This window comes from Variovorax sp. RA8, assembly GCF_901827175.1.
GTDB lineage: Bacteria > Pseudomonadota > Gammaproteobacteria > Burkholderiales > Burkholderiaceae_C > Variovorax.
The window spans coordinates 6,075,626-6,101,836 of sequence record NZ_LR594662.1 but is presented as its reverse complement, the minus strand read 5'-3'; the positions used below and the strand labels follow the sequence as shown (position 1 = coordinate 6,101,836).

Below are 26,211 nucleotides of genomic sequence, written 5' to 3'. Positions count from 1 at the left end.
ATGAGCGCCGCCGCCTTCGTCTTCCCCGAGCGGCAGAGGCCCATGCCAGCCGTTGCCTTTGGAAGCGTGCTGGACCTGGTGCGCTGGCGCAGCGAACTCGCGCAAGCCGAGGTCTGCGAAGCCTGCCGGACCATCAATGCGTGCCACGCGCACTTCTGCAAGGGCTGCGACGGCAAGCTGCCGGCCTATTTCGCGACGGTGGACGGTGAAACCCATCCCTCGCCGCTGATGACAGGGGACGTTGCCGAGGCGCGCCGCTCCCGGTACGCCGTCTTCGCGTTGGTCGGGCTGTGGGGCACGGTGGCCGCGGTTGCGTTATTCCTGGCCCATGGCCCGCGCGATACGGGTGTTCCTTCGCGGCCGCTGGAGCATGCGGCGCTGCCGGCGCGGATCGAGCGCGTGGTGGCGTTGGTCGATCCCCCGGCTGCCGCCGAGACCACGCGGATCGCGCAGAGCCTCATGCCGGTGGCGGCAACCCCGACCGATGGGCCGCCGCAGCTGCCGACACCAGGGGGCGCCACCACGAACCCGGTGCCGGAGTCACTCCCAACCGCTCGGGTGGTGCGCGCGTCCTCCCCGTCGGCCGCGAAGCCGGGCCCGGTGCGAAGTGTCGGCGTCGAGAGTCCCGTCGCCCGCTGCGGGGGCCTGAACTTCGTCGCCCGTGCCGTCTGCATGAACAACCAGTGTGCTCGCCCCGACATGCGCCGCAGCGCCCAGTGTGTCGAGACGGTCCGCCAACAAAGGCTGGACGAAGCGCGGCGCAATCCGAAGTTGATGGGCTGAGGCAGTGCTGCCGGCGGCTGATGGATCAGCCGACCGCCGCATGCCCCGCCGCCTGCGCCAGCACCCGCGCCGTTGCCTGGGCCGCGACCTCGAGGCGCCGCACGTCCCGCGCGGACAGGTCGACGGTGCGTTCGACCGCGAAGCCGCACAGCGTCCCGTAGATGCTGCCGTCCGGCATCACCACCGGCACGCTGATGTGGGTGCCGATGGGCTTCGTTACCTCCGGCAGGGGCTGCCGGGTGCGCAGCACGCGCAGGTCGTGCGCCAGATTGGGCACCCGGCCGTCGAGCACCTGTTGGCAGATGCTGTCTTCCATGGCGTGGGATCCGCCCACGTGGATGATGCCCATCGCCGGGGCGGTCGCGACGTGCCGGAACACGCGGCGCCCGTCGACGAACTCGGAGACGAAGAACACGTCCATGCCGAGCTGTTCGCGGATCAGCTCCAGCATCGAGGACAGGGCCTGGACCACGAGCGGTCCGTCACAGTCCAGCGTGCCGAAGACCGCTCCGCCGCTATCCGATGGGCTGCTCCCGAACCCGATGCTGTCCTCGCTCCCGTTGCGCATGTTGGCCCCTCCTGGCTGGGGTCGATCCTAATGCGTCGAAGCGCAAGCACGCAGAACGCGTGGGGTCCGCGCAACTGCACTGTTCACGCCGCCCGCCTTACCATGGGCACAGTTCGCTGGGCAAGCGCGCAATCGCCTTGCCGCATTCATGGAGGAGCACCATGGCCATCCAGTTGAATCACACGATCGTCCCGGCGCGCGATCCGAAGGCCTCCGCCGTCTTCCTGGCGGAGCTGCTCGGGCGCAACGAGCCCACCACCTTCGGGCCTTTCCATTGCGTGCAACTCGACAACGGCGTCACGCTCGACTACATCCGCAGCGAGGAGCGGATCCCGATCGAGCACTACGCCTTCCTGGTGAGCGAGGAAGAGTTCGACGAGATCTTCGGGCGCATCCGTGGCCGTGGACTGGCCTACTGGGCCGATCCCGGCCAGCAGCAACCCGGGCGGATCAACCACCACGATGGCGGCCGGGGCGTCTACTGGGACGACCCCGACGGCCACCGGCTCGAGATCATTACCCGACCCTACGGCAGTGGCGCCTGAGCCCGCCGACTGCGAGGTGCTGGTGGTCGGCGCCGGCCCGGCCGGCAGCGCCTGCGCACAGATGCTCGCGCGTGCCGGCCTGGATGTGCTGCTGGTCGACCGGCAGGACTTCCCGCGCGAGAAGGTCTGCGGCGACGGGCTGATCCCCGATGCCCAGTGCGCGCTCGCTCGCCTGGGCGTGCTGGATGCCGTGCTGGCGCGCGCCACCACGGCGAGTCATGTGGCCTGCGTTGCGCCGCGCGGCTGGCGGGTGGAAGTGCCCGCCAACCTGGCAGTGCTGCCGCGCCGCGAGCTCGACGAGATCGTGCGCCGCGCCGCCGTCGAGGCCGGGGCGCGCTGGTTCGCGCCGGCCCGCTTCGAGGCGCCTCTGGCTGATGCGGCCGGGCGCGTGGCGGGGGCGCGCCTGCGACTCGCCGACGGCACCGTGATCGGGCTGCGCACGCGCTGGACCGTTCTGGCCACCGGTGCTGCGGCGCCGCCGCTGCTGGCGGCGGACATGTGTGGCCGGCGCGCGCCGAGCGGGGTTGCCCTGCGCGGCTACGTGAGGAACGAAGCCGTGGCCGGACGCAGCCGCCAGCTCGAAGTGGTCTGGCACCGCGCGCTGCGGCGCGGCTACGGCTGGATCTTTCCCTGCGGCGCAGGGGTGTTCAACATCGGCGTCGGCTTGCTGCACGGCCCGGCCGGCATCGAGCCGGATCTCAACCTGCGCGAGCTGTTCGCGACTTTCACGAGCATGCACGCGCCCGCGCGCGAACTGATGCAGGGCGGCTGCCTGCAGGGCGAGCTGAAGGGGGCGCCGCTGCGCTGTTCGTTGGAAGGGGTGTGCTGGTCGCGGCCCGGCCTTTTGGTGGCGGGCGAGGCGGCGGGCAGCACCTATTCGTTCACCGGCGAGGGCATCGGCAAGGCGTTGGAGACCGGCATGCTGGCGGCCGAGGCCATCGCCGGGGCCGGCACTGCCGGCGATGCCGCCGTGGGCCGGCACTACGAGGCGGCCCTGAAGGCCCTGAAGCCTCGCTTCGCAGCCTACGAGCACGCCAATCGCGTCAACAACCACCCCTGGATTGCCGACTTGGTGATCTGGCGCGCCCAGCGCAGTCCGGGCATCCTGCGCAGGCTCAGCGGCGTGCTCGACGAGAGCTACAACCCAGGCCAGCTGGTAACGGCGCGCGGGCTGTTGCGCCTGCTCCTGCCGGTGAGCTGAGGTGCGAGGGTGGGCTCAGCGCTTGGGGGCGAGAGCGCGGCCCAGCGCAAACACCGAGTTGGGCGCGTTCACCCGCGGGCGCTTGGGAGCCGGCGCGGCGGCGGGCACGCGCCTGCCGGCCGGGTCGTCCTCGACCTTCACGCCCTTGGCCAGCTGTTCCATGACCAGGCTTTGCAGCGTGACGGAGTCGAGGAATTCCACCGTGCGGCGGTTCAGCGAGGCCCAGAGTTCCTCGGTGCTGCAGCGGCCGTCGGCGCCGGCCTCGGGCTCGCTCTTGTGCGACGGCTCCTCCTCGATGGAGAAGATGATGTCCGCCACCGTGATGTCGGCCGCCTTGCGGCCCAGCGAATAGCCGCCGCCCGGGCCGCGAGTGGATTCGACCAGCTTGTGGCGGCGCAGCTTGCCGAACAGCTGTTCCAGGTACGACAGGGAGATGCGCTGGCGCTGGCTGATGGCTGCCAGCGTCACTGGTCCCGTGCGCTCACGCAGCGCCAGGTCGATCATGGCAGTGACTGCGAAACGGCCTTTGGTGGTGAGTCGCATGAAAGGGCTTCCTGTTTGTTGTGCGGTGCGGGCTGCTGTTGTCGTGGTGGACGCAGGGTCCTTGTATGCAGCGGATCATGCCTTGGGAGTCTGAGTCACGGATTAGGTTCCCCGCCCCGGCAGGCACCTGATGCTACCGCGCCCGGCGCCGCCTCCAGTTCCCCGGTGGCCATGGATCGGGGCAGGGGCTGGGCGGGATCAGGTCATTCACGCTTCTCTGTCGTCTTTCAAAGGCGTGATGTGGCAGGGCCGGGGCTCCAGGAAGCTGTCGAGCGCTTCACCGAGCCGCCGGCAGCACTTAGCGACGTACCACGTAGCGCGTCACCACCGGCAGCGTCTCGCCCTGGTGGAAGGCCAGGCGCCGCTCGCGCAGCGCCATGTCGGCAGCGGTGGCGCGGTGGAAACGGCGCAGGTGCTCGGTCCACGATTCGTCGACGACCTCCTCGACATAGCGCCCCGGCTCGGCGATATCGTGCAGCAGCTCCCAGCCGATCGCGCCCTGACCCAGGCGGGCGCGGCGGGTCTGCTGCATCACCACGTGGAAGGCGGCGGCGCGCGCCGGATCGATTATGTATTCGATGGTGACCACCACGCGGCCCTCCTCGCCCGGCGCCTCGGCCGGTGGGCCCTTGGTCCAGCCCTTGTGGGCGGGCGTGGTGTCGTCCTCCTCGCCCACGCCGTCGGTCACATGGCGGATCGCCAGCAGCATGAAGGCGGTGCCGCTCGCCGCCGCGATGCCCAGGCTGATGTAGAGCGAGGAGAGCTCCGCCACCTGGCCCCAGAGCGCCGCGCCGAAGGCGCTGGCCCCCATGATGGCCATCTGGTAGGTGGCCATGCCGCGCGCGCGCACCCAGTCGGGCAGCGCCAGCTGGGCCGAGACCGAGAGTGAATTGGCGACCGTGATCCACGCCATGCCGGCGAGGAACATCGCCGGCACCGCCACCCAGGCCGTGGGCGCCACCGCCATCACCGCGGTGGCGGCGGACTGCACCATCGTGCCGCGAATCACCAATTGGTCGCGGGTCAGCGCCTGGCGCAGCCGCGGCAAGAACATCACCGCCAGGATCGCGCCCGCTCCCATGGCGGCCAGGAGCAGCGTGAAGGTGCCGGCCCCGCCGCCGCGCAGGTTGCGCGCCAGAAGCGGCAGCAGTGCCAGCAGCGCGGTCGAGTGCAGGAAGAAGATCGAGATGCGGGTGAGCACCGCGCGCATGCGCTGCGACTGGCGAACGAACTGCACGCCCACGCGCATCGCGCTGATCAGCCGCTCACGGCCCAGGGGGCTGGGCGTGTGCTCGCGCCGCCAGCGCAGCACGATGAAGCCCGAGGCCAGGCACAGCACCGCATTGAGGCCGAAGACCCAGACCGTGCCCGCACTCGCGATCAGCGTGCCGGCGAGCAGTGGTCCGACGATGCGCGAGGCGTTCATCGCCAGCCCGTTGAGGCCCAGCGCAGCGGGCAGATGGGTGCGCGGCACCAGCTCCGGCACGATGGCCGAGAACACGGGCCAGCGCAGCGCCAGCCCGATGCCGTTGGCGAAGGTCAGGGCCAGCAGCAGCGGGGCGTTGATCAGGTCCATCACCACCGCGCCGCACAGCACGATCGCTGCGCCGGCGAGCCAGAACTGGGTGGCGACCAGCCAGCGCCGCCGGTCCAGGATGTCCGCCAGCGCGCCGCTGGGCAATCCGAGCAGGAATACCGGCAGGGTGGAAGCCGACTGCACCAGCGCGACCCACATCGGCGAGGTGGTCAGCGAGGTCATCATCCAGGCCGCCGCCACGTCGTTCATCCACATGCAGATGTTGGCGACCAGCCAGGTGCTCCACAGCATGCGGAACACCGCCAGCTTGAGCGGCTCGAAGGGGCCGATGCGCGGCGGCTGCACGCGCGTCGGGGCGATGGGGGTTTCCTCGGTCGAGATCGGTGGCATGTGCCGCTATTGTCCGGTCCCTGGCCGGCCGGGCTTGCCGGTTTTGCGCGCAAGATGGCCCAGCGGGAGTGCGCGGCTGGCCTTGACCTCGCCGAGCGAGAAGCTGGTGTGCAGGTCCTTCACGTTGGGCAGATGCATGAGGCTGTTGAGTGCGAAGCGGGAGAAGCCGTCCAGATCCTCGGCCACCACCTGCAGCTCGAACATGCCGGTGCCGCTGATGTAGTGGCAGGCCACCACCTCGGGCAGCTTGCGGATCGCCTCCTCGATCTTGCGCGTGACCTCGCCGGTGGCGCGGTCGGTGTCCAGGCGTACGAAGGCCAGTACGCCCAGGCCGATCTTGTGGCGGTCGATCTCGGCGTGGTAGCCGCGGATGTAGCCAGCCGCCTCCAGCGCACGCACCCGGCGCCAGCACGGAGCGGCCGACAGGCCCACGCGCTGGGCCAGCTCGGCGTTTGTGAGCCGGGCATCCGCCTGCAGTTCTTGCAGGATCGCGAGATCGAACTTGTCAATGCTTTCCATGGGAGGGCATCTTAAGCAAGATCCTTTCAAACTGGCGGCTTGAATGGGCAAAGAACGCAAACACCTATCAAGGCGCCAGGCATACACTTTGCGAGCATGATGGCTGCGGGGGGAGTGTTCCTACCCAAATGCCTCGCCCCCCAACCGCCACGCCCACGAGGCACAGCACGGAGACAAAAACACATGGACCCCCACGCTCATCACGTCGTGTATTCGCTGCCCCCCGAGGGGGCTGAGTGCCGCGGCTCCAGGCCTGCCTGCGCAGGCTTGGACGGCATGAAGAACCGCTGCGTCTCGCAGCGGTGCGGCCTGCAAGGCCATGCCTCCCTAGAGGCGGCTCGTCGGGAGGCATGACATGAACGCACCGCTGCCGGAGCACATCCGCAAGGCACTCGAAACGGTCACCCTCGACGACAAATATTCACTGGACTACGGCCGCGCCTTCATGAGCGGCGTGCAGGCCCTGGTCAAGCTGCCCATGCTGCAGCGCCTGCGCGACCAGCAGGCCGGCAAGAACACCGCCGGCTTCATCAGCGGCTACCGCGGCTCGCCGCTCGGCGGCTACGACCAGGCGCTGTGGAAGGCCAGCAAGTACCTGAAGGAACAGCACATCGTGTTCCAGCCCGGGGTGAACGAGGAGCTCGCAGCCACTGCGCTCTGGGGCACGCAGCAGCTGGGCTTCGCGCCGCCGGGCACCAACAGGTACGACGGCGTGTTCGGCATCTGGTATGGCAAGGGCCCGGGCGTGGACCGCTGCTCCGACGTCTTCAAGCACGCCAACATGGCCGGCACCACGCCCTGGGGCGGCGTGATCGCGGTGGCCGGCGACGACCACATCTCCAAGAGCTCGACCGCGGCGCACCAGAGCGACCACATCTTCAAGGCCTGCGGCACGCCGGTCTTCTTTCCGACCAATGTGCAGGAGATCCTGGACCTCGGCATCCACGCCTTCGCGATGAGCCGCTTCGCGGGCATCTGGTCGGGCATGAAGACGATCCAGGAGATCGTCGAGTCCAGCGCCACCGCGATGATCGACCCCGAGCGCGTCGAGATCGTGATGCCCACCGACTTCCAGATGCCGCCCGGCGGCCTGCACATCCGCTGGCCGGACCACGCGCTGGAGCAGGAAGCGCGGCTGATGCATTACAAGTGGTACGCCGCGCTGGCCTACATCCGCGCCAACCGGCTCAACCATAACGTGATCGAGGGCCCGAACGACCGCTTCGGCATCATGGCCAGCGGCAAGGCCTACAACGACACCCGCCAGGCGCTGATCGACCTCGGACTGGACGACGCCGCCTGCCGGCAGCTGGGCATCCGGCTGCACAAGGTGGCGGTGGTGTGGCCGCTCGAAGCCCAGCTCACGCGCGACTTCGCCACCGGCCTGCAGGAGATCCTCGTGGTGGAGGAAAAGCGCCAGGTCATCGAGTACCAGCTCAAGGAAGAGCTCTACAACTGGCGCGCCGACGTGCGGCCCAACGTGGTCGGCAAGTTCGACGAGGGCGAGGTGCACGAGGCCGAGGGCTATTCGGGTGGCGAATGGTCGATGCCCAATCCGACGGCGCACACGCTGCTGCGCGCCAATGCCGACCTGAACCCCGCGCTGATCGCCAAGGCCATCGCCACGCGCCTGAAGAAGACCGGCGTCCTGGCTGCGGCCGGGGCGGACATGGCGGCGCGCATCGACGCCCAGCTCGCCATCCTCGAGGCGAAGGAGCGCGCGATGGCGGCACCGCAGACCCTCGGCGTGGCCGACGCCGCGCGGCAGCCCTGGTTCTGCTCGGGTTGCCCGCACAACACCAGCACCGTGGTGCCTGAGGGTTCGCGCGCCATGGCCGGCATCGGCTGCCACTTCATGGCGACCTGGATGGACCGATCCACGCTCGGCTTCACGCAGATGGGCGGTGAGGGCGTGCCGTGGGTTGGCCAGCAGCCGTTCACCACCGACCAGCACATCTTCGCCAACCTGGGCGACGGCACCTACTTCCACAGCGGCCTGCTGGCGATCCGCCAGAGCATCGCGGCCGGGGTCAACATCACCTACAAGATCCTCTACAACGATGCCGTCGCCATGACGGGCGGCCAGCAGGTCGGAGAGCGGCCCGAAGGCCATTCGGTGCTGCAGATCGCGGAGAGCCTGCATGCCGAGGGCGCGGCCAAGGTGGTGGTGGTGACCGACGAGCCCGAGAAGTACGAGGGCGTCAACATTCCCGGGCAGGACGTGAAGGTGCGCCATCGAGACGAGCTGGACGTGATCCAGCGCGAGTTCCGGGAGATCAAGGGCACCACCGCCATCATTTACGACCAGACCTGCGCCACCGAGAAGCGGCGCCGCCGCAAGCGCGGCACGGCCGTCGACCCGGCCAAGCGGGTGGTGATCAACGAGCTGGTCTGCGAAGGCTGCGGCGATTGCAGCGTGCAGAGCAACTGCCTGTCGGTAGAACCGCTGGAGACCGAGTTCGGCCGCAAGCGCACCATCAACCAGAGCACCTGCAACAAGGACATGAGCTGCCTCAAGGGCTTCTGCCCGAGCTTCGTGACCGTCGAGGGGGGGCAGCTCAAGAAGAAGGCGAAGAACAAGGCGTCCATGCCGGCCGAACTCGGCCCCCTGGCCGAGCCGGCGCTGCCTTCGCTCGCCGGCGGCACGGTCTGGGGCATCGTGGTCGCCGGCGTCGGCGGCACCGGCGTGATCACCATTGGCCAACTGCTGGGCATGGCGGCCCACATCGAGGGCAAGGGCATCGTCACGCAGGACGCGGCAGGCCTCGCACAGAAGGGCGGCGCCACCTGGAGCCATGTGCTGATCGGCGACACGCAGGACGACATCCGCACCACCCGCGTGGGCACCGCCGCCGCCGATCTGGTGCTGGCCTGCGACCCGCTGGTCAGCGTCAACGCCGAGACCCTGGCGCGCATGCGCGAGGGGCGCACCCATGTGGCGCTCAACAGCCACAGCACGCCGACTGCGGCCTTCGTGCGCAACGCCAACTGGCAGAACCCGCAGGACGCCTGCGCCGCCGAGATCGCGCGCGCGGTCGGCGCCGAGGGGCTCGGTGCCTTCGATGCCGATGCCGCCGCGACCTCGCTGATGGGTGACTCCATCTACGTCAACCCGATGATCCTGGGCTATGCCTGGCAAAAGGGCTGGATCCCGCTCGAGCACGCATCGCTGATGCGCGCCATCGAGCTCAACGCGGTGGCGATCGAGAACAACAAGGCTGCCTTCGAGTGGGGCCGCCAGGCAGCGCAGCGCCCCGAGGAATTGCGCAAGCGCGTCTCGCCCGGACAGGTCGTCGAGTTCAAGAAGCGCGATACGGTCGAGAACCTGGTGGCGCGCCGGGTCGAGTTCCTCACGGCCTACCAGAACGCGGCCTACGCCGGGCAGTACAAGGCCTTCGTCGCCAAGGTGCAGCAGGCCGAGGCGGCGCTGGGCAAGACCAGCCTCGCCGAGACCGTGGCACGCTACCTGTTCAAGCTGATGGCCTACAAGGACGAGTACGAAGTCGCACGCCTGCACAGCGACCGCAGCTTCCTGGAGCGCGTCGAGGGCATGTTTGAGGGCGACTACAAGCTCAACTACCACCTCGCCCCGCCTATCATTGCCCAGCGCAACGCCAAGGGCGAGCTGCAGAAACAGAAGTTCGGCCCGGCGATGTTGACTGGCTTCCGCCTGCTCGCGAAGCTCAAGGGCCTGCGCGGCACGGCGCTGGACCCCTTCGGCCGCACGGACGAACGCAAGACCGAACGCGCGCTGATCGGCGAGTACCGCGCGAGCGTCGAGGAACTGCTGCCCGGCCTCGATGCCGGCAATCATGCGCTGGCCCTCGAGATCGCGAGCCTGCCCGAGCAGATCCGGGGCTACGGCCATGTGAAGGAGCGCAACCTCAAGGCGGCGCGCATCCGCTGGGCCGAGCTGATGGCCAAGTGGCGCAACCCACAAGCTGCCCGCGTGGCAGCCTGAGACTGGCGGGAGGGGCGCCGGCGAGGCTGCCCTGAAAGCCCTGCCCGCCCTGCCGGCTTAGCTCCGGCGGGGCGAGCGCCGCCGAATACAATGCGCGATGCTCTGCGGGGCCCTGCCCCGCCTTAGCGCGCCTGTTCCATGGCCCGTGCCATGCACTGCGCAGAATCGCGAACCCCGCAGGGGGCCGCACTCATACCTTCCTCTCTGCTGGAGACTTCCCTTGTTCATTTCCTCTGCTTTCGCCCAGACCGCGCCCGCTGCCGCCGGTGGCGGCGACATGATGTCCTCCCTCGGCAGCATGCTGCCGCTGGTGCTGATGTTCGTGGTGCTGTATTTCGTGATGATCCGCCCGCAGATGAAACGCCAGAAGGAAGCGCGCGCCATGATCGAGGCCTTGGCCAAGGGCGACGAGGTCGCTACCGCGGGTGGCCTGCTTGGCAGGATCACGCAGCTGGGCGAGCAATACCTGACGGTGGAAATCGCCAAGGGCGTCGAGGTGCAGTTGCAGCGCAGCGCCGTTGTCCAGGTCCTGCCCAAAGGTGCGATCAAATAATGCTCCCCCCCAGCCTCGCTCACTTCGTGCGCTCGGGCACCCCCTACCGGGGGCGACACCAGCGGCCCGGCGAAGCCGGTTCCGCGGTGTTCCACCAACGGGCCAGGCTTCGCCGGCCAGAATCAATCAATGTGCAGTGACTTTTCTCCCCATCGGCCGTGCGTAGCGCGCCGCGTTCGTGGGCTGCCGTGGAACCGGCTTTGCCGGGCCACTGGCAGCGCCCCCGGTAGGGGGTTGGCGAAGCGACACGCAGTGCGCGCAGCCTGGGGGCGAGCAACGATATGAACCGTTACCCGGTCTGGAAGTACGCGATCATCGTCGTCGTGCTGCTCGTGGGGCTGATCTACGCCCTGCCCAATTTCTTCGGCGAGGCGCCTGCGGTGCAGGTGTCCTCGGCCAAGTCGACGGTCAAGATCGACGCCGCGACGCAGGCCCGCGTGGCAGAGGCGCTGAAGACGGCCGGCCTCAGGCCGGACCTGATGACGCTCGACGCCAACTCGGTGCGGGCGCGCTTCGCCACCACCGACGACCAGCTCAAGGCGCGCGATGTGCTGCAGCGCACGCTGGTGCCGGACCCGAGCGATCCGCCCTACGTCGTGGCCCTCAACCTGGTGTCGCGCTCGCCCGCCTGGCTGGCCGCGCTGCATGCCTATCCCATGTACCTGGGCCTGGATCTGCGAGGCGGCGTGGACTTCCTGCTGCAGGTCGACATGAAGGGCGCCATCGACAAGAAGGCCGAGTCCTTCGCCAACGACCTGCGCTCGGCCCTGCGCGACAAGAACGTCCGCGGCGCCGCGGTCACCCGCAACGGCCAGACCATCGAGGTGCGCTTCCGGGACGCCGCCGCGCTGGATGCGACCAAAGCGCTGATCCAGGACCAGTTCCCCGATCTCGCGACCACCGACAGCCAGGAGGGCAACGAGTGGCGGCTCACGGCCACCATCAAGCCGGAGGCGGCGCGCCGGCTGCAGGACGCGGCCCTCAAGCAGAACATCACCACGCTGCACAACCGCATCAACGAGCTGGGCGTGGCCGAGCCCGTGATCCAGCAGCAAGGCCTGGACCGCATCGTGGTGCAGCTGCCGGGCGTGCAGGACGTGGCCAAGGCCAAGGACATCCTGGGCCGCACCGCCACACTCGAGATGCGCCTGGTGGACGAGTCCGCCGAGGGCCGCGCGGCCGAGACCGGCAGCGGCCCTGTGCCCTTCGGCTCCGAGAAATTCCTCGACCGCGAGGGCCGTACTGTCATCGTCAAGAAGCAGGTGTTGGTGACCGGCGAGAACCTGACTGACGCCCAGCCTGGCTTCGACTCCCAGACCCAGCAACCCAAGGTCGACCTGACCATGGACGCCAAGGGCGGCCGCATCATGCGCGACGTCAGCCGCGAGAACTTCCGCAAGCGCATGGCCATGCTGATCTTCGAGAAGGGGAAGGGCGAGGTGCTTACGGCCCCCTCAATCAACGGCGAGCTGGGCAACCGCTTCCAGATTTCGGGCTCGATGAACGTGGTGGAAGCCAACGACCTGGCGCTGCTGCTGCGCGCCGGCTCGCTGGCCGCGCCGATGGAGATCATCCAGGAGCGCACCATCGGCCCCAGCCTGGGCGCCGACAACATCCAGAAGGGCTTCGACAGCGTGATGTACGGGTTCGCCGCGATCATGGCGTTCATGTGCGTCTACTACATGCTGTTCGGCCTGTTCTCGTCGATCGCGCTGGCCGTGAACCTGCTGCTGCTGGTGGCCATCCTCTCCATGCTGCAGGCCACGCTCACGCTGCCCGGCATCGCGGCCATGGCGCTGGCGATCGGCGTGGCCATCGACTCCAACGTGCTGATCAACGAGCGCGTTCGCGAAGAGTTGCGCAACGGCGCCTCGCCGCAGGCCGCCATCCACGCGGGCTATGACCGCGCCTGGGGCACCATCCTCGATTCCAACGTCACCACATTGATCGCCGGCATTGCGCTGCTGGCCTTCGGTTCCGGGCCGGTGCGCGGCTTCGCGGTGGTGCATTGCATCGGCATCGTCACCTCCATGTTCTCGGCTGTGTTCTTCTCGCGCGGCCTCGTGAATCTCTGGTACGGCCGCAAGAAGAAGCTCAAGAGCCTGTCCATCGGCACGGTCTGGAAGCCGGACGCCGACAAGGCCGTGGCCGGCGCCAAGTAAGGGAGCACTAGAACCATGGAGTTTTTCCGAATCCACCGCACGATCCCGTTCATGCGCTATGCGCTGGTGCTGAACGCGATCTCTGTCCTCACCTTCGTGCTGGCGGTCTTCTTCCTGTTCCACCGCGGGCTGCACCTGTCGGTGGAGTTCACCGGCGGCACCGTCATGGAGGTCGCCTACCAGCAGTCGGTGGACGTGGGCAAGGTGCGCGAGACCGTCGCCAAGCTCGGCTATCCCGACGTGCAGGTGCAGAACTACGGCACCTCGCGCGACATCCAGATCCGCCTGCCGGTGCAGAAGGGGCAGACCTCGGCCCAGCAGAGCGATCAGGTGATGGCGGCGCTGAAGGCGGTCGACGCCTCCGCCACCTTGCGCGGCAACGAATTCGTCGGCCCTCAGGTGGGCGAGGAGCTCACCACCAACGGCCTCAAGGCACTGGGCATGGTGGTGGTCGGCATCATGATCTACCTGGCCTTCCGCTTCGAATGGAAGTTCGCGCTTGCCACCGTGCTGGCCAACCTGCACGACGTGGTCATCATCCTGGGCTTCTTCGCCTTCTTCCAGTGGGAGTTCTCGCTGGCGGTGTTGGCGGCGGTGCTGGCGGTGCTGGGCTACTCGGTCAATGAGTCGGTGGTGATCTTCGACCGGGTGCGCGAGAATTTCCGGCGATACCGCAAGCTGACGACTCGCGAGGTGATCGACAACGCCATCACTTCCACCATCAGCCGCACCATCATCACCCACGGCTCCACGCAGCTGGTGGTGCTGTCGATGTTCTTCTTCGGCGGCCCGACGCTGCACTATTTCGCGCTGGCTCTGACCATCGGCATCCTGTTCGGCATCTACTCTTCCGCCTTCGTGGCGGCGGCGATTGCGATGTGGCTGGGCGTGAAGCGCGAGGACCTGGTCAAGACGACACCCAAGCAAGGCGATCCGGACGACCCGAACGCCGGCGCGACGGTGTGACCGACGCGGCCCTTGGTCGGGCAAGGGCTGATTCGGGTTGCCGAGATGCATCCGGTGCCCTTGTGCGGTTACGCTTCACGATGCAAGCTCGGACTTGTTGAATCGTTTTAATTGCCGTCCTCGCCACATGATCTCGCGGTCACCCGCCTCCTCCCAGCAGCTCGCCCGCGAGACCCGTGAGCGTTTCGTCGCCGCCACGGAGGGGGCGATCGCGCCGATCGCTCTCGCGGTCCGGGAACGGCTGGCGGCGCTGGCCGGGATGACCGCCAGCGTGCGCGAGATGCAGCAGCATCGCGACGACTATCTGGCCTTCCAGGCCCAGGGCTCCAGCTGGGTGCCCATGTCGCAGGCCGCGTGGCGCAAGGCGGTGGGCGGCGCCATCCCGAGCGGCTCCACCGGTGGCCTGCGCCTGGAACTGATCGGCGACGAGGTGGTGGAGACCAACATCCTGTCCTCGCGTCTGGCGCAGTCGATCCAGGACAAGGCCCAATTCGAGCTCAACGACCTGCGCCTGCGCATTCAGTACCTGGAGGGAACCGGCGAGCTGGACGCCAAGGACGTGCTCAAGCCCGAGGCGCTGGCCCGCACCCTGGTGGACCAGTGGCTGGCCGCCGGATTGAGCCGCGAAACCTGGGCCCGCGTGCAGGATGTGGTGCAGCAGCGCCTGGTCGACGTGGTTGTCGCGGCTTACAAGGACGCCAACACCTTCCTGATCGAACGCGGCGTGATGCCCGAGATCGATCTCAAGAGCTTCGTCAAGCGAACCGGTAGCGCGGGTTCCAACAGCGTGCCGCTGGGCGGCTCCTTTGCGCGGTCCTCCCAGCCCGGCAGCGCCTCCTTCGGTATGGGCGGCGGCCAAGCCGTGCCGGGTGCTTTCGGGGCGCCCCCGGGCAGCTTCGCCCCGGCGGCGATCGGCGTGAGTGCTGGGCGCGGGCCGGGCACCGCGGGCGGCGACACCCTGGTCGCCACCGGCGGTTCCCCGCTGGTGCTGGCGCGCCAGCGCGCACAAGGCGTGCTGCTCAACCTCAAGCGCTTCGTGACCGCTCGCATTGGCGGCGACCTGGGCCAGATGCGCATTCCGGGCACCCAGGGTCCCGGTTCCGGCGCCGCAGGAGGCTCGGGTGGCCGTGGCGGTGGCGTCGGCTTGGCCGCGCCGGCCTTCGCCGCTGCGATCGCCGACGCCGAGGCTGCCTATCAGGCGATGGCGTCGCAGTACGTGGTCGGCGACGAGGCCACGGCCATGCACCAGACCGCGGCCGAGCTGCGCCGACGCACCAGCGAACTCAAGAAGAAGGCCCCGACCACCGCCGACAAGGCCACGGTCGAGATCGTGGCGCTGATGTTCCAGGCGATCCTTGCCGAGGAGCGCATCCCGTTTTCGGCGCGCGTCTGGTTCGCGCGCCTTCAAATGCCGGTGCTGCGTGTGGCGATTGCCGAGCCTGAGTTCTTCGGCACGCTGCAGCATCCGGCGCGCATGCTGATCGACCGCATGGGCTCATGCGTGATGGGTTTCGACGCCGCCGCCATCTCGGGCAGTGCGCTGGAGGGCGAGATCCGGCGCGTGGTGCAGGTGATCGAGCAGTACCCCGAGACCGGCCAACGTGTGTTCAAGCTGGTGTTCGACGAATTCGTCGCCTTCCTCAACAAGTACCTGACGCAGAGCGACGCCACCCAGCGCGTGATGAGCGTGGCGCAGCAGGTCGAGCAGAAGGAGACGATGGCGATCCAGTACACCATCGAGCTGCGCAAGATGCTCAACGACATGCCGGTGCGCGAGGAGATCCGCGAGTTTCTCTTCAAGATCTGGGCCGAAGTGCTGGCGATCGCGGCGCTGCGCTACGGCGCCCAGGACGAGCAGACCGTCACCCTCAAGCGCGCTGCCTCCGATCTGGTGTGGGCCGCCAGCGCCAAGCCCAACCGCAACGATCGCGCCCGCGTGATCCAGGACCTGCCCCAGCTGCTGCAGCGCCTGCGCCAGGGAATGGGTCTGCTGGGCATCGAAGGCGAGCCGCAGGAGGCGCAGATCAAGATCATCGGCTCGACGCTTTCCGATGCTTTCCTATCCAAGACCGAGGCCATTCCGCCGGCCAAGATCGAGGCCATGGCGAAGCGCCTGGCCAACCTCGAGGACTTTGTCACCGATGAGGGCGACGCCACCGACCTGCCGCTGGATGCAGCCAGCATCGAACTGCTGCTGGGCGTGGACGCCGCCTCGCTCGAAGTCGTGCCCGATACCGGCACCAAGGTCGGCGAGGACATGCTCCAGTGGGCACACGAGCTGCAGGTCGGCACCTGGTTCATGCTCGACCACAACGACCGGGTGAGCCAGGTCCAGTTCGTCTGGCGCAGCGAGCGCAAGCAATTGCACCTGTTCGCCTCCAGCGACGGGCGCAGCTTCCTGATCCAGGTGGGCCGCCTGGCTTCCTACCTGCAGGCCGGGTTGTTGGTACCGGCCGAGGAAGAGACGCTCACCGTGCGGGCCACGCGCGAAGCGCTGGCCAAGCTGGACGCGAATCCGGAGCGCCTCTTGAATTAAGGCCGGCGCTCAATGCGCGACACGGTTCACAGTGTCGTCGCAGAGCTCGTCCAGCACGAGAGCATCGGGTTCGACCCCGGTGCTCCAGTGCACCATCAGCACGATGATCTTGAGCTCGCCCAGTTCCAGCGGATCGCCGGTCGTGGCCATGGCGCGATCGATCACGATCTCGCGCAGGCCGGCCGGCAGCACGCCCGAAGACTCGAGGAAGCTGATGAAGCCCAGGCACTCGGCGCCCAGGTGTTCCTGTTCGGCCATCGAGTAAATGCGCATCGAGCCCGGTGATTCGGGCATCGCAGCCGGGCCTTCCAGGCTCACCGTCGCGCTCGTGCCTTCGGCATGAAGGGTGAGCTGGATGCCCTGGGTGGCGAGGCTCAGTCCGTCGAGCCAGTGCAGGGCGTCGCGGATCTCCTGGGGGTCGAAGCCCTGGGCGCTCAGCTTGCGGCCCAGTTGCTCGGCTTCGGGACAGGCATCGCCGCGCCAATAGTTTTCGTACACGTACACGAGCACTTCGAACATGGGGCCAATATAGCCCAGGTCGGTGTTGGCGCGGTTGCATTGCCCATATGCGACGCCGGAGGCGCTCAGCCTCGGGCGACCCGCTGGAACAGGCCGCCGGGCATCCGGGCCACGTGGCCGGCGAGCTCCAGCTCCAGCAGTTGCGCCTGCAGGATGGCGACCGGGTGGCCGGTGCGCGCGCACAGCGCATCCAGGCTTGCCGGGTCGTAGCCCATGGCCTGCAGCAGGCCCCCGGCGGGCGAGGTGGTCTCTTCTTGCCGCGGCGGCGCGGCCGGCACGAGAGACGCATCGAAGCGCAGCTCCTCGAGCACGTCGCCGACCGTCTCGACCAGCTTGGCGCCTTGCCGGATCAGCGCATGGCAGCCGCGCGACTGCGGCGAATGAATGGAACCAGGGATGGCGAACACCTCCCTGCCCTGCTCGCTCGCGAGCCGTGCGGTGATCAGCGAGCCCGACTGCAGTGCCGCCTCTACCACCAGCGTGCCGCGCGAGAGGCCGGCGATGATGCGATTGCGCTTCGGGAAGTTCTGGTTGAGCGGCGGCGTGCCCAGGGGGAACTCGCTCACGATCAGCCCCCGCTCGGCGATGCGCTGCGCCAGCGCGTGGTGCCGCGCGGGGTAGACGCGGTCCAGCCCGGTGCCGACCACCGCCACCGTTGCCGGCCAGAGCGGATCGATGGCGGCATCCAGCGCGCCCTCGTGCGCCGCGCCGTCGATGCCGAGCGCCAGCCCCGACACCACCGCGATGCCAGCCTCGCCGAAAGCGCGCGCAAAGGCCCGCGCGTTCGAGATGCCCTGTGCCGTGGGATTGCGGCTGCCCACCATCGCGATGCTGCGCGACAGCTGCGCGAGCTCGAGCGGCGCCGGCCCGATCAAGTAGAGCACCAGAGGCGGATCCGCCGTCTCGAGCAGCGAGGACGGATAGGCGGGATCGCCCAGCGTGAGGATGCGGTGCGTCGCGCCCTGCGGCGCGCTGGTCCCGAGCCACTCGAAGGTGCGGTCGAGCAGCGCGTCGAGCTCGGCCGGCGGCTCGAGCAGCGCGCTGGCCTGGGCCTCGGCCACGACCTGCCGGAGCGCCGTTGCGGGTTGGGCAAAGACCTCCGCTGGCAGACCGAAGGCCGCGAGCAGCTTGCGCGCGGCCGTGTTGCCGATGCCCGGCGTCAGCGTGAGCCTCAGCCAGCCCGCGAGTTCGTCACGTTCCACGCGATGGCTGGGGCCGGGGCACTGGAGTACCTTCGCCTTCGGCTGCGGTGCTATACGCCTTCGGAGCGGCCGTGCGGCTCATGGGTTGATCAGCAGGTCGCCGATGCGCGGCGCGTCGTTGATCTCGAGCACCAGCGCATACGAGACTCGCTCGAAGGGACGGAACACCATCAAGAGGCCGATCCGCTCGTTCGGCAGCTTCAGCGTTTCCTTGGTGGCGCCGGTCTTGTCGACGATGGTGTCGCCGTTCTTGAGGATGGCCAGCACGTGGCCGTTCTCGATGCCGTCGATGGTGCCCTTGTTGATGGCCACCACCTGGTTCTGGGCCGCGTACTGCACTGCGTTGCCGTAGACCGAGACGATGCGACCGTCGGCGATGGTGTGCCCCGGGGCGCGAGGCACATAGCTCAGCAGCTGGCGCGGCGGCTCGGGGAGCAATCGGTCGCCGGCGCGGATCTCCTCGCGAGTGGCGACGATGTCGAGGCTGGCCGGCACCGGGTACACGACCTCTTTGCCCTCCACCTCTTCCTTGGCGCTCGACTCGCCACGCTGCAGCTGGGCCTTGCCCACGTATTGCGCTTCGTAGCCGAGGATCTCGCCCGTGCCCGGGTCCTTGAGCGGGGTCGCGTTACGGAACACGCGGTAGGTCCGGATCGGGCCGGGCGCTTCCATCAGCGGCGCGCTGGGTTCGCCGCGTGCATAGACCCGGTCACCGCGCGCCAGTACCACGCGGCTGTCGTTGCCTGCCACGATGCGCGGTGCGGTCGCCAGCGTCTCTGCGTCGACCACCACCGGCTCGGCGAGGAAGGGCTCGATCACACTGGGATTCAGCGTGGGCAACGCCATGTCCGACAGCGATTCATAGCGCGTGCGCGGCGAGAGCTTGATGGTGCCGCCATCGGGCATGCCGCTGCCGCCACGGCGCAGCGCCAGGCGCGCGCGGCCGCCGCTCTTGTCGAGGTACAGCACCTGGCCGGGATAGATGCGGTGCGGGTTCTGGATCTCGCCCATGTTCATGCCCCACAGCTCGGGCCAGCGCCAGGGGCTGCGCAGGTAGAGGCGGGAGATGGCCCACAGCGTGTCGCGCGGCTTGACCGTGTACTCGTCGGGCGCGTTCGGTGCCAGCTCGGACAGTGGCACGCCGGCCTGCGCCGCCTGCTGCGCCGTCGCGCGCTGCTGCGGCGTGACGGGGTAGCTCTGCGCCTGGGCCGGCGCGCCCAGGCCCGCCATGGTGATCGCCGTCAGCGTGGCGATGAGGTTCGGACGCAGGCTGAGATTCATGCGGTGTTTCTTCATGGTCGGATGGTGGGCGCGCACGGGGCCGGGAGGGCGTACGAATACTCACAATTTGAAACCAATTTTGCGCTGAAGCCCTTGATCGGGCAACGTTTATCAAGTCGCCGAGCCTCTGGGCGTCGCGGAAATGGCGAAAATGACGACAATTTTTCCTCCCGTTCATGGCCAAAAGAAACATCCTGAGCTACCCCGACCCGCGCCTGCACAAGGTCGCCAAGCCGGTGCAGGGGGTCGATGCACGCATGAAGACCCTGGTCGCCGACATGCTCGAAACCATGTACGACGCCAATGGCATCGGCCTGGCGGCCACCCAGGTCGACGTGCACGAGCGTCTGGTCGTGATCGACGTGTCCGAGGAGCGTAACCAGCCGCTGGTTTTGATCAACCCCGAGATCGTCTGGGCCAGTGAGGAGAAAGTCCTCAATGAGGAGGGCTGCCTTTCGGTGCCCGGCATCTACGACGGCGTGGAGCGTTCCACCGCGGTGCGCGTCACGGCGCTCGATGCCGAGGGCGAACCACGCACCATCGAGGCCGAGGGCCTGCTGGCCGTCTGCATCCAGCATGAGCTCGACCACCTGCTGGGCAAGGTGTTCGTCGAATATCTTTCGCCCCTGAAGCGCAACCGCATCAAGAGCAAGCTGCTCAAGCAGCAGCGCGAGGACCAGCGCCTCGATGAGCGGGAAGGCCGGCGTTGACTTTGTCCCTGCGCACCGCACCGGCTGCGCTCCTTGCGGTGGCGCTGCTGGCCGGCTGCGCCGGCGAGCCGACGCGCCTGTCCATGGGCAGCTCGCGCGAGCAGACGCTGCGCGAGCTCGGCGCACCGAGCGCCGTCTATCCGCTGTCCGGCGGCGGCGAGCGGCTGCAATATTCGCGTGCGCCGGCCGGGTTCGAGGTCAACAACGTCGATCTCGATGCGGGCGGGCACGTGGTCTCGGTGCGGCAAGAGCTGGACGAGCGCCTGTTCGACCGTACCATCCAGCCCGGCGTCGGGCGTTGGCGCGAGGCCGACGTGCTGCGCACCTATGGCCGGCCGCTCGAAATCACGCAGGTGAGCTCCTTCGACGGCAACATCTGGACTTGGCGCTACAAGTGGCAGAACTCGCCGCGGCTGCTCTACATCTACATCGATCCGGCCGGCGTGGTGCAGCGCTACCACACGGGCGACGACCTGTTGCTCGAGTTGCTGGCGCCGCTGTGAGGGCCGCATGAGGATTGCATTCGCGGGCACGCCCGAGTTCGCCCGCGTCGCGCTGGAGGCGATCGCCGCGGCCGGCTTCGAGGTCGTGCTGGTGCTGACGCAGCCGGACCGCCCCGCGGGCCGGGGCATGAAGCTGCAGGCCTCGCCGGTCAAGCAGTTCGCGGCAGCCCGCGGCTGGCCCGTGGCGCAGCCGCGCAGTCTCCGGCTGGACGGCAAGTACCCGGAGGACGCGGCCGCGGCGCGCGCCGCCATCCTCGATGCCAGGCTCGACGCGATGGTGGTCGCGGCCTACGGGCTGATCCTGCCGCAATGGGTGCTCGACGCACCCCGGCTGGGCTGCCTCAACATCCATGCCAGCCTGTTGCCGCGCTGGCGCGGGGCCGCGCCGATCCACCGCGCGATCGAGGCCGGTGATGCGCAGACCGGCGTCACCATCATGCAGATGGACGCCGGGCTCGACACCGGCGACATGCTGCTGCGCGAATCGCTCGCGATCGGCGATGGCAGCACCGCGCAATTGCACGACCGCCTGGCCGCGCTCGGCGGCCGGTTGATCGTGGATGCGCTGAAGCAGGCCGAGGCCGGAGCGCTGCGCCCCGAATCCCAGCCTGCCGAAGGCGTGAGCTACGCCCACAAGGTCGAGAAGCAGGAGGCGCAGATCGATTGGAAGCAGAATGCTCCCGCTATCGTGCGCCGCATCCGCGCCTTCGATCCCTTTCCCGGAGCCAGCAGCACGCTGGACGGCGACACCCTCAAGCTCTGGGCCGCGCAGGCGCAGCCGGGTCCACCTGCAGAACCTCCCGGAACCGTGCTGGTGGTCGAGCCGGCCGGCGTCGCCGTGGCGGCTGGGGAGGGCACAGTGGTGTTGACCGAGTTGCAGCGTCCCGGCGGCAAGCGCCTGCCGGTGGCCGACTTCCTGCGGGGCTTCGACCTGAAGCCTGGGCAGGTCTTCGGCTGATGTTCTTTCTTTCCTCCATCCGCCGCCTCCCCGAGTTCCGCAAGGGCGCGCTGGACATGTCCTCGGTCGCCCTCGGTACCGGCGCCTGGGGCCTGATGACCGGCGTGGCGATGGTCAAGGCCGGCATGAGCGTCTTCGAGTCGGTCGCGATGACGCTGCTTGTCTATGCCGGCAGTTCGCAGCTGGCCGCCATTCCGCTGCTGATCGCCGGCGCCCCGGCGTGGGTCGTCCTGGCCACGGGCTTCTGCGTCAACCTGCGCTTCGTGGTGTTCAGCCTGCACCTGCGGCCCTACCTCATGCACATGCCGCGCTGGCGACGCATGACGCACGGCTATCTCACGGCCGACATGACCTACGCCTTCTTCACCCGCCAGTACGCGAAGCCGCCCGCCAACCCGCGTGAAGAGCGCGCGCAGGAGGCCTATCTGACGGGCAACTACTTCGTGGTCTGGTGTTCGTGGATGGGCATGAGCATGATCGGCGTCCTGCTGGCGAACCTGATCCCGCAGAGCTGGGGACTGGGTTTCGCCGGCGTACTCTGCCTGGTCGCGGTGGTCTGCTCCATGGCGACCACGCGGCTGCGCATCCTCGCGGCCCTGATCGCCGGCGCGACCGCCGTCGCCGCCTACGCGCTGCCGCTCAAGCTCAACATCGTCGCGGGCATCGGCGTGGCGGTGCTGCTGTGCTTCTGGCTGGAAAGGCAGTTCGGGCTCGACCCCGATGCGGAGGACGACAAATGAGCTTGGGCGCCGACGGCACCACCGACCCCTGGACCCTGGCCGTGATCGTCGGCCTGGCCTGCGTAACCGTGCTCACACGCTGCTTCTTCTTCATCCTCGACCGTCCCTGGGGCCTGCCCGACTGGGCGCACCGCGCGCTGCACTACGCGCCCATCGCGGCGCTTGCGGCGGTGATCATTCCTGAGATCGTGATGACCCAAGGCCACCTGATCTCGACCTGGCAAGACGCGCGGCTGTACGGCGCGGCGGCCGGTGCCGCCTACTTCTTCTGGCGCGGCGGCGTGCTGGGCACGATGCTGGCCGGCATGGCGGTCTACCTCCCGCTGCACCTCATGCTGGGCTGGTAGCCCTGCCGCCGAGCGCGCGCGGATCTCGGCGCGCGTGAAGTCACGGGGCAAAGAAGACCTGCCTGCTCACCCTGCACTCCCAGCCTCGCGCGCGGCGGCTATGCATTGCAGCAGCACGGCCTGGTCGCCGCACTGGTTGGCCAGCAGCAGCACCAGCCGGGCGTTCAGGTCCGCGCTCTGCTGCTCGGTCAGGCCTTCGTGTGCGGCAAGCCATTCGGCGTAGAAGCCATCGGGGTCGTGGATGTTGGGTTCGGTGATCATGGGTCGTGCGGCGCTTCAGTCGTGTGCCAGGGCGATGTGAATGGCAGCGGCGAGGGCCGCCGGCGTGAAATCGCGCAACAGCGCGGCGCGATAGGCGTCTGGGCGAACCAGGCAGAGGCTTCCCGCGGCGTCCGCACCCAGGTGCTTCGCGAGTGGGTCCGTGGGCTCGAGCGTGGGCAGGCCGCTGTCGCCGCCGATGGCAACGAGCTGCAGCGGCAGCGAGGCCGCCGTGTCCGCCATCGCCAGCACCTGCTCCTGGGTCGGCGCAAACCATAGCGCGAGGCAGCGCGTGCCATCGGCCAGCAGCTGCATCAGGGTGCAGGGCCGGCCGTCGCGCCAGCGCATCGGCAGGTTCTGCACGCTGCGCCCGCCCTCGGGCAGGTGCGGCCCGGCGGGATAGTCGTTGGCCACCGACATGCGTCCCGTGTTGACCAGCGCGCGTGCAAACGGATGGCGAGACGCCAGGGCGACCACCGCGCGGCGCATCGTGTGCTCGGCGGGCGTTCGCGGCGCAAGGAAGCGCGCCGAGCGGCTCGTGACCTGGAGGTTCTGCGCCGCGGCGGGCCGGCGCTCGGCGTCGTAGGTGTCGAGCAGCGCCTCGCCCGCGCGTCCCTGCGCGACCAGGGCCAGCTTCCAGCCGAGGTTGGCCGCGTCCTGGATGCCGCTGTTGCCGCCGCGAGCGCCGAAGGGGCTCACCACATGCGCCGAATCGCCGATGAAGAACAGGCGCCCGTGGCGGAAGCGCTCGAGCAGGTGATCGCGGTAGCCGTAGGGCCCGATCCAGACGAACTCGAACTCCACGCCGGGCCCGAGCTGCTCGCGCAGCCGCGCACCCGCGACTTCCGGCTTGCTGATGTGGGCCGTGTCGCAGTCCTCGGGCATCTGGTAGTCGATGCGCCAGACGCCGTCGGCCATCAGGTGCTGCCAGACGGCGCGGCCTTCGTTGAAGGGCGCATCGACCCAGGTCCACCGCTCCACCGGCAGCGGCTTCTTGAAGCGCACGTCGCTGATGCACCAGCGGTCGGTGCTGCGCGATGCGTGGGCCTGGAGCCCCAGCTGGGTGCGGATCGTGCTGTTGGCGCCGGTCGCGTCGATCAGCCAGTCGGCTTCGAGGCCGTAGCGGCCGGCCGGCGTCTCGACCTCGAGGCGCACGCCGTCGTCGACCGGCAAGACCTGCGTCACGCGGTTCTTCCATCGCAAGTCGACGCCACCCAGTTCCAGGATGCGATCCACCAGGAACCACTCGACATAGAACTGCTGGAGGTTGATGAAGGGCGGCTGCGCCGAGACGCTGCTGGCCTGCAGGTTGAAGTTGTAGACCTCGGTGTCGCCCGAAAAAGTGCGGCCGAACGACCAGGTGATGCCCTTGTCCGCGATGCGCTGGTAGATGCCCAGCCGCTCGAAGATCTCCAGGCTCTTCTGCGCATAGCAGATGCCGCGCGAGGACGCGCCGCGCACGCCCACCGTGTCGTCCTCATCGAGCAGCAGGGCGCGCACGCCGCGCTTTGCCAGGTCGCAGGCCAGCGTCAGGCCGGCGGGGCCCGCGCCGACGATGACGATCGGATGGCGCACGACGGCGCTGCTGCCCAGCTCGGGCGGCGGCACGAAGGGCCAGCGCGGCAGCTCGTACTCGGGTGCGAAGCGGAACTCTTGCATCCCTGTCCTCACAGTGCGTGCGCCCATTCGGCGATCGCATCGGCGGCGCGCGGCACCAGCGCGGGCTGGCCGGCGAGGTAGTGGTTGCCGCCGACGATGTCGACATTGCGGATGCGGTCGCCACCCGCCTTCATCCACGCATCGCGCGTGCTCGGGAAGGTGGACTGGTCGGCGGTGTAGGTCAGCAGCAGCTTGGGCACGCGGGTGCGCGCCAGGTTCGACGGGCCGTCGGCCTGCGAGCGCGAGGACCATTGCGAGAGAAAGGCCGTCAGCGAGGTCGTGCGGCCCATCGCGTTGGCCGAATAGTTGACCTGCCGCGCATCGCCCCAGACGCTGCCGGGGGCGCGGTCGTTGGGGTCGATCGAGAGATCCACGCAGCGCGGATCGGCGTGCGTGCGGTAGACGACGAAGGCCTGGTCGCGCGGCGCACCCGGCGTGCCGCGCAACAGGCGCAGGCGCTCCAGTGCCCACGCTTCGAGGCGGTCAAGGCGGGCCTTCTGGGCGGCGCTGAAGCGCGCGAGGAAGTCGGCGTCGTAAGGCACCCGGTGGCGCGCGTCGTACATATCGAGCGCGGGATCGACGGAGAGCGGGTTGTGCTCGTCGGTGACGGACGGGTCGATCCAGTCGCGCATCAGTTTCGAGCGGCCCTGGTGCGCCGCACACAGCGCGATGCCGTCGGCCGGCGGCAGGTCGTCCGGGTGCAGGTGGGTGGGGTCGCCATCCGGAAGATGGTGAGCCGTCAGCTGCTCGGCCTGCGCCTGGTAGAAGCTCGCGAGCGCCGCGCCGCCCGAGTTGCCGATCAGTACCACCCTCTCGTAGCCCAGGCCGCGCAGGAACTGCACGCCCGCGCCGAGGTCCTGGATCACGCGCTCCATCAGCAGCACCGTGTCGTTGCCCATGTAGCGCGAGTTCAGGCCCATGCAGCAGATCCCGCGCTCGGCCAGCGGGGCGATCAGGTAGTGCCCCATGAAGTTGCTGGTGGGGTGCATCACCAGCGCGGCGATCTTCTTCGGGCCGGCCGGCGCTCGGTAGGCGCCATAGATCCGCGGGCGCAGCATCTGCAGGCCCGATTGGCTTTCCATCGCCGCGCCGGGCTTCACGTCGATGACGGCGAGCTGCAGTTCCGTCATGCCGCCGCCTTTGCGCGCAACGCGGCCTTGCGCAGCGTCCATGCGTCGAGCTCGGTGCGGGCACGCCGTGCATGCGCCTCCATCTCGGCCTGCGGCACGGTGGGTGTGGTCAGCTCCACGCGGATGCCGTTGGGATCGAAGAAGTAGATCGACTCGATGATGTGGTGGTCGGTCACGCCGAGCACCTCGACGCCGGCAGACTCCAGCCGCGCCTTGGCGGCCAGCAGGTCGGCCACCGAATCGACGCGCAGCGCGATGTGGTTGACCCAGGCCGGCGTGTTGGGCGAGGGCAGCGCGGCCACGTCGTCGCCCAGGTCGAAGAAGGCGATGTACGAGCCGTCGCGCATCTGGAAGAAGATGTGGACGTAGGGGCAGTACTCGCCGGTGCTCGGCACATGGTCGCTCTTGATCACGTGCGCCAGCGGCAGGCCCAGCAGGTCCTCGTAGAAGCGGCGCGTCTCCTCGCTGTCGCGGCAGCGCCAGGCGAAGTGGTGCAGGCCGCGCACGGGCACGGGCACGGGCGGGGTGGCGAGCGGCTGGGTCTCGGCTGGGGGCATGGCTTGTCTCCGTGGGGAACAGGCCGGATTGGGCCCTTCTTCTTCTTATGATTCAATCGAAATAAATTCATCGATTGATGAAG

General features: G+C 68.7%; 24 protein-coding genes. 13 read left to right on the top strand and 11 right to left on the bottom strand.

Going from position 1 to position 26,211, the window contains the following annotated elements:
• Entirely contained in the window at positions 1–783 is a 783-nt protein-coding gene (locus tag E5P3_RS29030; RefSeq protein ID WP_162589121.1) for a hypothetical protein, read from the top strand.
• A gap of 25 nt (positions 784–808) precedes the next feature.
• Here E5P3_RS29030 and E5P3_RS29025 read toward each other — a convergent pair whose 3' ends face one another.
• Positions 809–1,351, bottom strand: a complete 543-nt coding sequence (locus E5P3_RS29025) for a GAF domain-containing protein (RefSeq protein ID WP_162589120.1) — start codon at positions 1,349–1,351, stop codon at positions 809–811.
• Between the two features lie 161 nt (positions 1,352–1,512).
• On the opposite strand from E5P3_RS29025, the gene E5P3_RS29020 reads away from it, so the two are divergent.
• Together E5P3_RS29020 and E5P3_RS29015 are read left to right on the top strand one after the other, a co-directional pair.
• Positions 1,513–1,896 carry a VOC family protein gene (locus E5P3_RS29020; RefSeq protein ID WP_162589119.1) on the top strand — a complete coding sequence of 128 codons (384 nt, stop codon included), beginning with the start codon at positions 1,513–1,515 and terminating at the stop codon, positions 1,894–1,896.
• Positions 1,886–3,097 carry an NAD(P)/FAD-dependent oxidoreductase gene (locus E5P3_RS29015; protein ID WP_269473998.1) on the top strand — a complete coding sequence of 404 codons (1,212 nt, stop codon included), beginning with the start codon at positions 1,886–1,888 and terminating at the stop codon, positions 3,095–3,097. Before E5P3_RS29020 ends, E5P3_RS29015 begins: the two co-directional genes overlap by 11 nt.
• 15 nt (positions 3,098–3,112) lie before the next feature.
• On the opposite strand, the gene E5P3_RS29010 is transcribed toward E5P3_RS29015, so the two are convergent.
• The 3 genes from E5P3_RS29010 to E5P3_RS29000 all read right to left on the bottom strand — a co-directional run bounded on the left by E5P3_RS29010 (position 3,113) and on the right by E5P3_RS29000 (position 6,086).
• Entirely contained in the window at positions 3,113–3,640 is a 528-nt protein-coding gene (locus tag E5P3_RS29010; protein ID WP_162589117.1) for an Rrf2 family transcriptional regulator, read from the bottom strand.
• Between the two features lie 298 nt (positions 3,641–3,938).
• Entirely contained in the window at positions 3,939–5,567 is a 1,629-nt protein-coding gene (locus E5P3_RS29005; RefSeq protein ID WP_162589116.1) for an MFS transporter, read from the bottom strand.
• A 6-nt stretch (positions 5,568–5,573) separates the two neighbouring features.
• The gene (locus tag E5P3_RS29000; RefSeq protein WP_068679263.1) at positions 5,574–6,086 is read right to left on the bottom strand and encodes an Lrp/AsnC family transcriptional regulator; all 513 of its coding nucleotides are present in this window, start codon (positions 6,084–6,086) and stop codon (positions 5,574–5,576) included.
• Between the two features lie 355 nt (positions 6,087–6,441).
• Here E5P3_RS29000 and E5P3_RS28995 point away from each other — a divergent pair, with 355 nt between their 5' ends.
• From E5P3_RS28995 to E5P3_RS28975, 5 genes are all read left to right on the top strand, one after another.
• A complete protein-coding gene (locus E5P3_RS28995) occupies positions 6,442–10,047 on the top strand; it encodes an indolepyruvate ferredoxin oxidoreductase family protein (protein ID WP_162589115.1) in 3,606 nt (1,201 codons plus the stop codon).
• Positions 10,048–10,267: 220 nt separating this feature from the next.
• A complete protein-coding gene (gene yajC / locus E5P3_RS28990) occupies positions 10,268–10,600 on the top strand; it encodes a preprotein translocase subunit YajC (RefSeq protein ID WP_162589114.1) in 333 nt (110 codons plus the stop codon).
• 281 nt (positions 10,601–10,881) lie between these two features.
• Positions 10,882–12,762 carry a protein translocase subunit SecD gene (gene secD, locus E5P3_RS28985; RefSeq protein ID WP_162589113.1) on the top strand — a complete coding sequence of 627 codons (1,881 nt, stop codon included), beginning with the start codon at positions 10,882–10,884 and terminating at the stop codon, positions 12,760–12,762.
• Between the two features lie 15 nt (positions 12,763–12,777).
• The gene (secF, locus tag E5P3_RS28980; protein WP_162589112.1) at positions 12,778–13,728 is read left to right on the top strand and encodes a protein translocase subunit SecF; all 951 of its coding nucleotides are present in this window, start codon (positions 12,778–12,780) and stop codon (positions 13,726–13,728) included.
• A gap of 127 nt (positions 13,729–13,855) precedes the next feature.
• The gene (locus E5P3_RS28975; RefSeq protein ID WP_162589111.1) at positions 13,856–16,264 is read left to right on the top strand and encodes a DUF1631 family protein; all 2,409 of its coding nucleotides are present in this window, start codon (positions 13,856–13,858) and stop codon (positions 16,262–16,264) included.
• A gap of 9 nt (positions 16,265–16,273) precedes the next feature.
• On the opposite strand, the gene E5P3_RS28970 is transcribed toward E5P3_RS28975, so the two are convergent.
• The 3 genes from E5P3_RS28970 to E5P3_RS28960 all read right to left on the bottom strand — a co-directional run bounded on the left by E5P3_RS28970 (position 16,274) and on the right by E5P3_RS28960 (position 19,281).
• Positions 16,274–16,783 carry a DUF494 family protein gene (locus E5P3_RS28970; protein ID WP_162589110.1) on the bottom strand — a complete coding sequence of 170 codons (510 nt, stop codon included), beginning with the start codon at positions 16,781–16,783 and terminating at the stop codon, positions 16,274–16,276.
• Between the two features lie 65 nt (positions 16,784–16,848).
• On the bottom strand, positions 16,849–17,985 hold the full coding sequence (gene dprA / locus E5P3_RS28965) for a DNA-processing protein DprA (RefSeq protein WP_162589109.1): 1,137 nt from the start codon (positions 17,983–17,985) through the stop codon (positions 16,849–16,851).
• Positions 17,986–18,063: 78 nt separating this feature from the next.
• Complete coding sequence (locus E5P3_RS28960) at positions 18,064–19,281, bottom strand: LysM peptidoglycan-binding domain-containing protein (RefSeq protein WP_162589108.1); 1,218 nt, start codon at positions 19,279–19,281, stop codon at positions 18,064–18,066.
• Positions 19,282–19,442: 161 nt separating this feature from the next.
• Here E5P3_RS28960 and def point away from each other — a divergent pair, with 161 nt between their 5' ends.
• Genes def through E5P3_RS28935 form a run of 5 tightly spaced genes read left to right on the top strand, consistent with a single transcriptional unit; the run spans position 19,443 to position 22,524 of the window.
• Entirely contained in the window at positions 19,443–19,976 is a 534-nt protein-coding gene (def, locus tag E5P3_RS28955) for a peptide deformylase (RefSeq protein ID WP_162589107.1), read from the top strand.
• Positions 19,973–20,479: a hypothetical protein gene (locus tag E5P3_RS28950; RefSeq protein ID WP_162589106.1), complete on the top strand. Its 507-nt coding sequence runs from the start codon at positions 19,973–19,975 to the stop codon at positions 20,477–20,479. The genes def and E5P3_RS28950 overlap by 4 nt, the downstream gene beginning before the upstream one ends.
• Before the next feature lie 7 nt (positions 20,480–20,486).
• Positions 20,487–21,437, top strand: a complete 951-nt coding sequence (gene fmt / locus E5P3_RS28945) for a methionyl-tRNA formyltransferase (protein WP_162589105.1) — start codon at positions 20,487–20,489, stop codon at positions 21,435–21,437.
• Positions 21,437–22,177 (top strand): AzlC family ABC transporter permease, encoded by a 741-nt coding sequence (locus E5P3_RS28940; protein WP_162589104.1) that lies wholly within the window; start codon positions 21,437–21,439, stop codon positions 22,175–22,177. Before fmt ends, E5P3_RS28940 begins: the two co-directional genes overlap by 1 nt.
• Positions 22,174–22,524, top strand: a complete 351-nt coding sequence (locus E5P3_RS28935) for an AzlD domain-containing protein (protein WP_162589103.1) — start codon at positions 22,174–22,176, stop codon at positions 22,522–22,524. The genes E5P3_RS28940 and E5P3_RS28935 overlap by 4 nt, the downstream gene beginning before the upstream one ends.
• 66 nt (positions 22,525–22,590) lie before the next feature.
• Here E5P3_RS28935 and E5P3_RS28930 read toward each other — a convergent pair whose 3' ends face one another.
• From E5P3_RS28930 to E5P3_RS28915, 4 genes are read right to left on the bottom strand one after another with little or no spacing between them, the layout of a single operon-like run.
• Positions 22,591–22,785 (bottom strand): DUF2783 domain-containing protein, encoded by a 195-nt coding sequence (locus tag E5P3_RS28930; protein WP_162589102.1) that lies wholly within the window; start codon positions 22,783–22,785, stop codon positions 22,591–22,593.
• 15 nt (positions 22,786–22,800) lie between these two features.
• Complete coding sequence (locus E5P3_RS28925; RefSeq protein ID WP_162589101.1) at positions 22,801–24,441, bottom strand: FAD-dependent oxidoreductase; 1,641 nt, start codon at positions 24,439–24,441, stop codon at positions 22,801–22,803.
• Between the two features lie 8 nt (positions 24,442–24,449).
• Positions 24,450–25,571: an alpha/beta hydrolase family protein gene (locus E5P3_RS28920; protein WP_162589923.1), complete on the bottom strand. Its 1,122-nt coding sequence runs from the start codon at positions 25,569–25,571 to the stop codon at positions 24,450–24,452.
• Positions 25,568–26,128 carry a VOC family protein gene (locus E5P3_RS28915; RefSeq protein WP_162589100.1) on the bottom strand — a complete coding sequence of 187 codons (561 nt, stop codon included), beginning with the start codon at positions 26,126–26,128 and terminating at the stop codon, positions 25,568–25,570. Before E5P3_RS28915 ends, E5P3_RS28920 begins: the two co-directional genes overlap by 4 nt.
• Positions 26,129–26,211 lie beyond the last annotated feature (83 nt).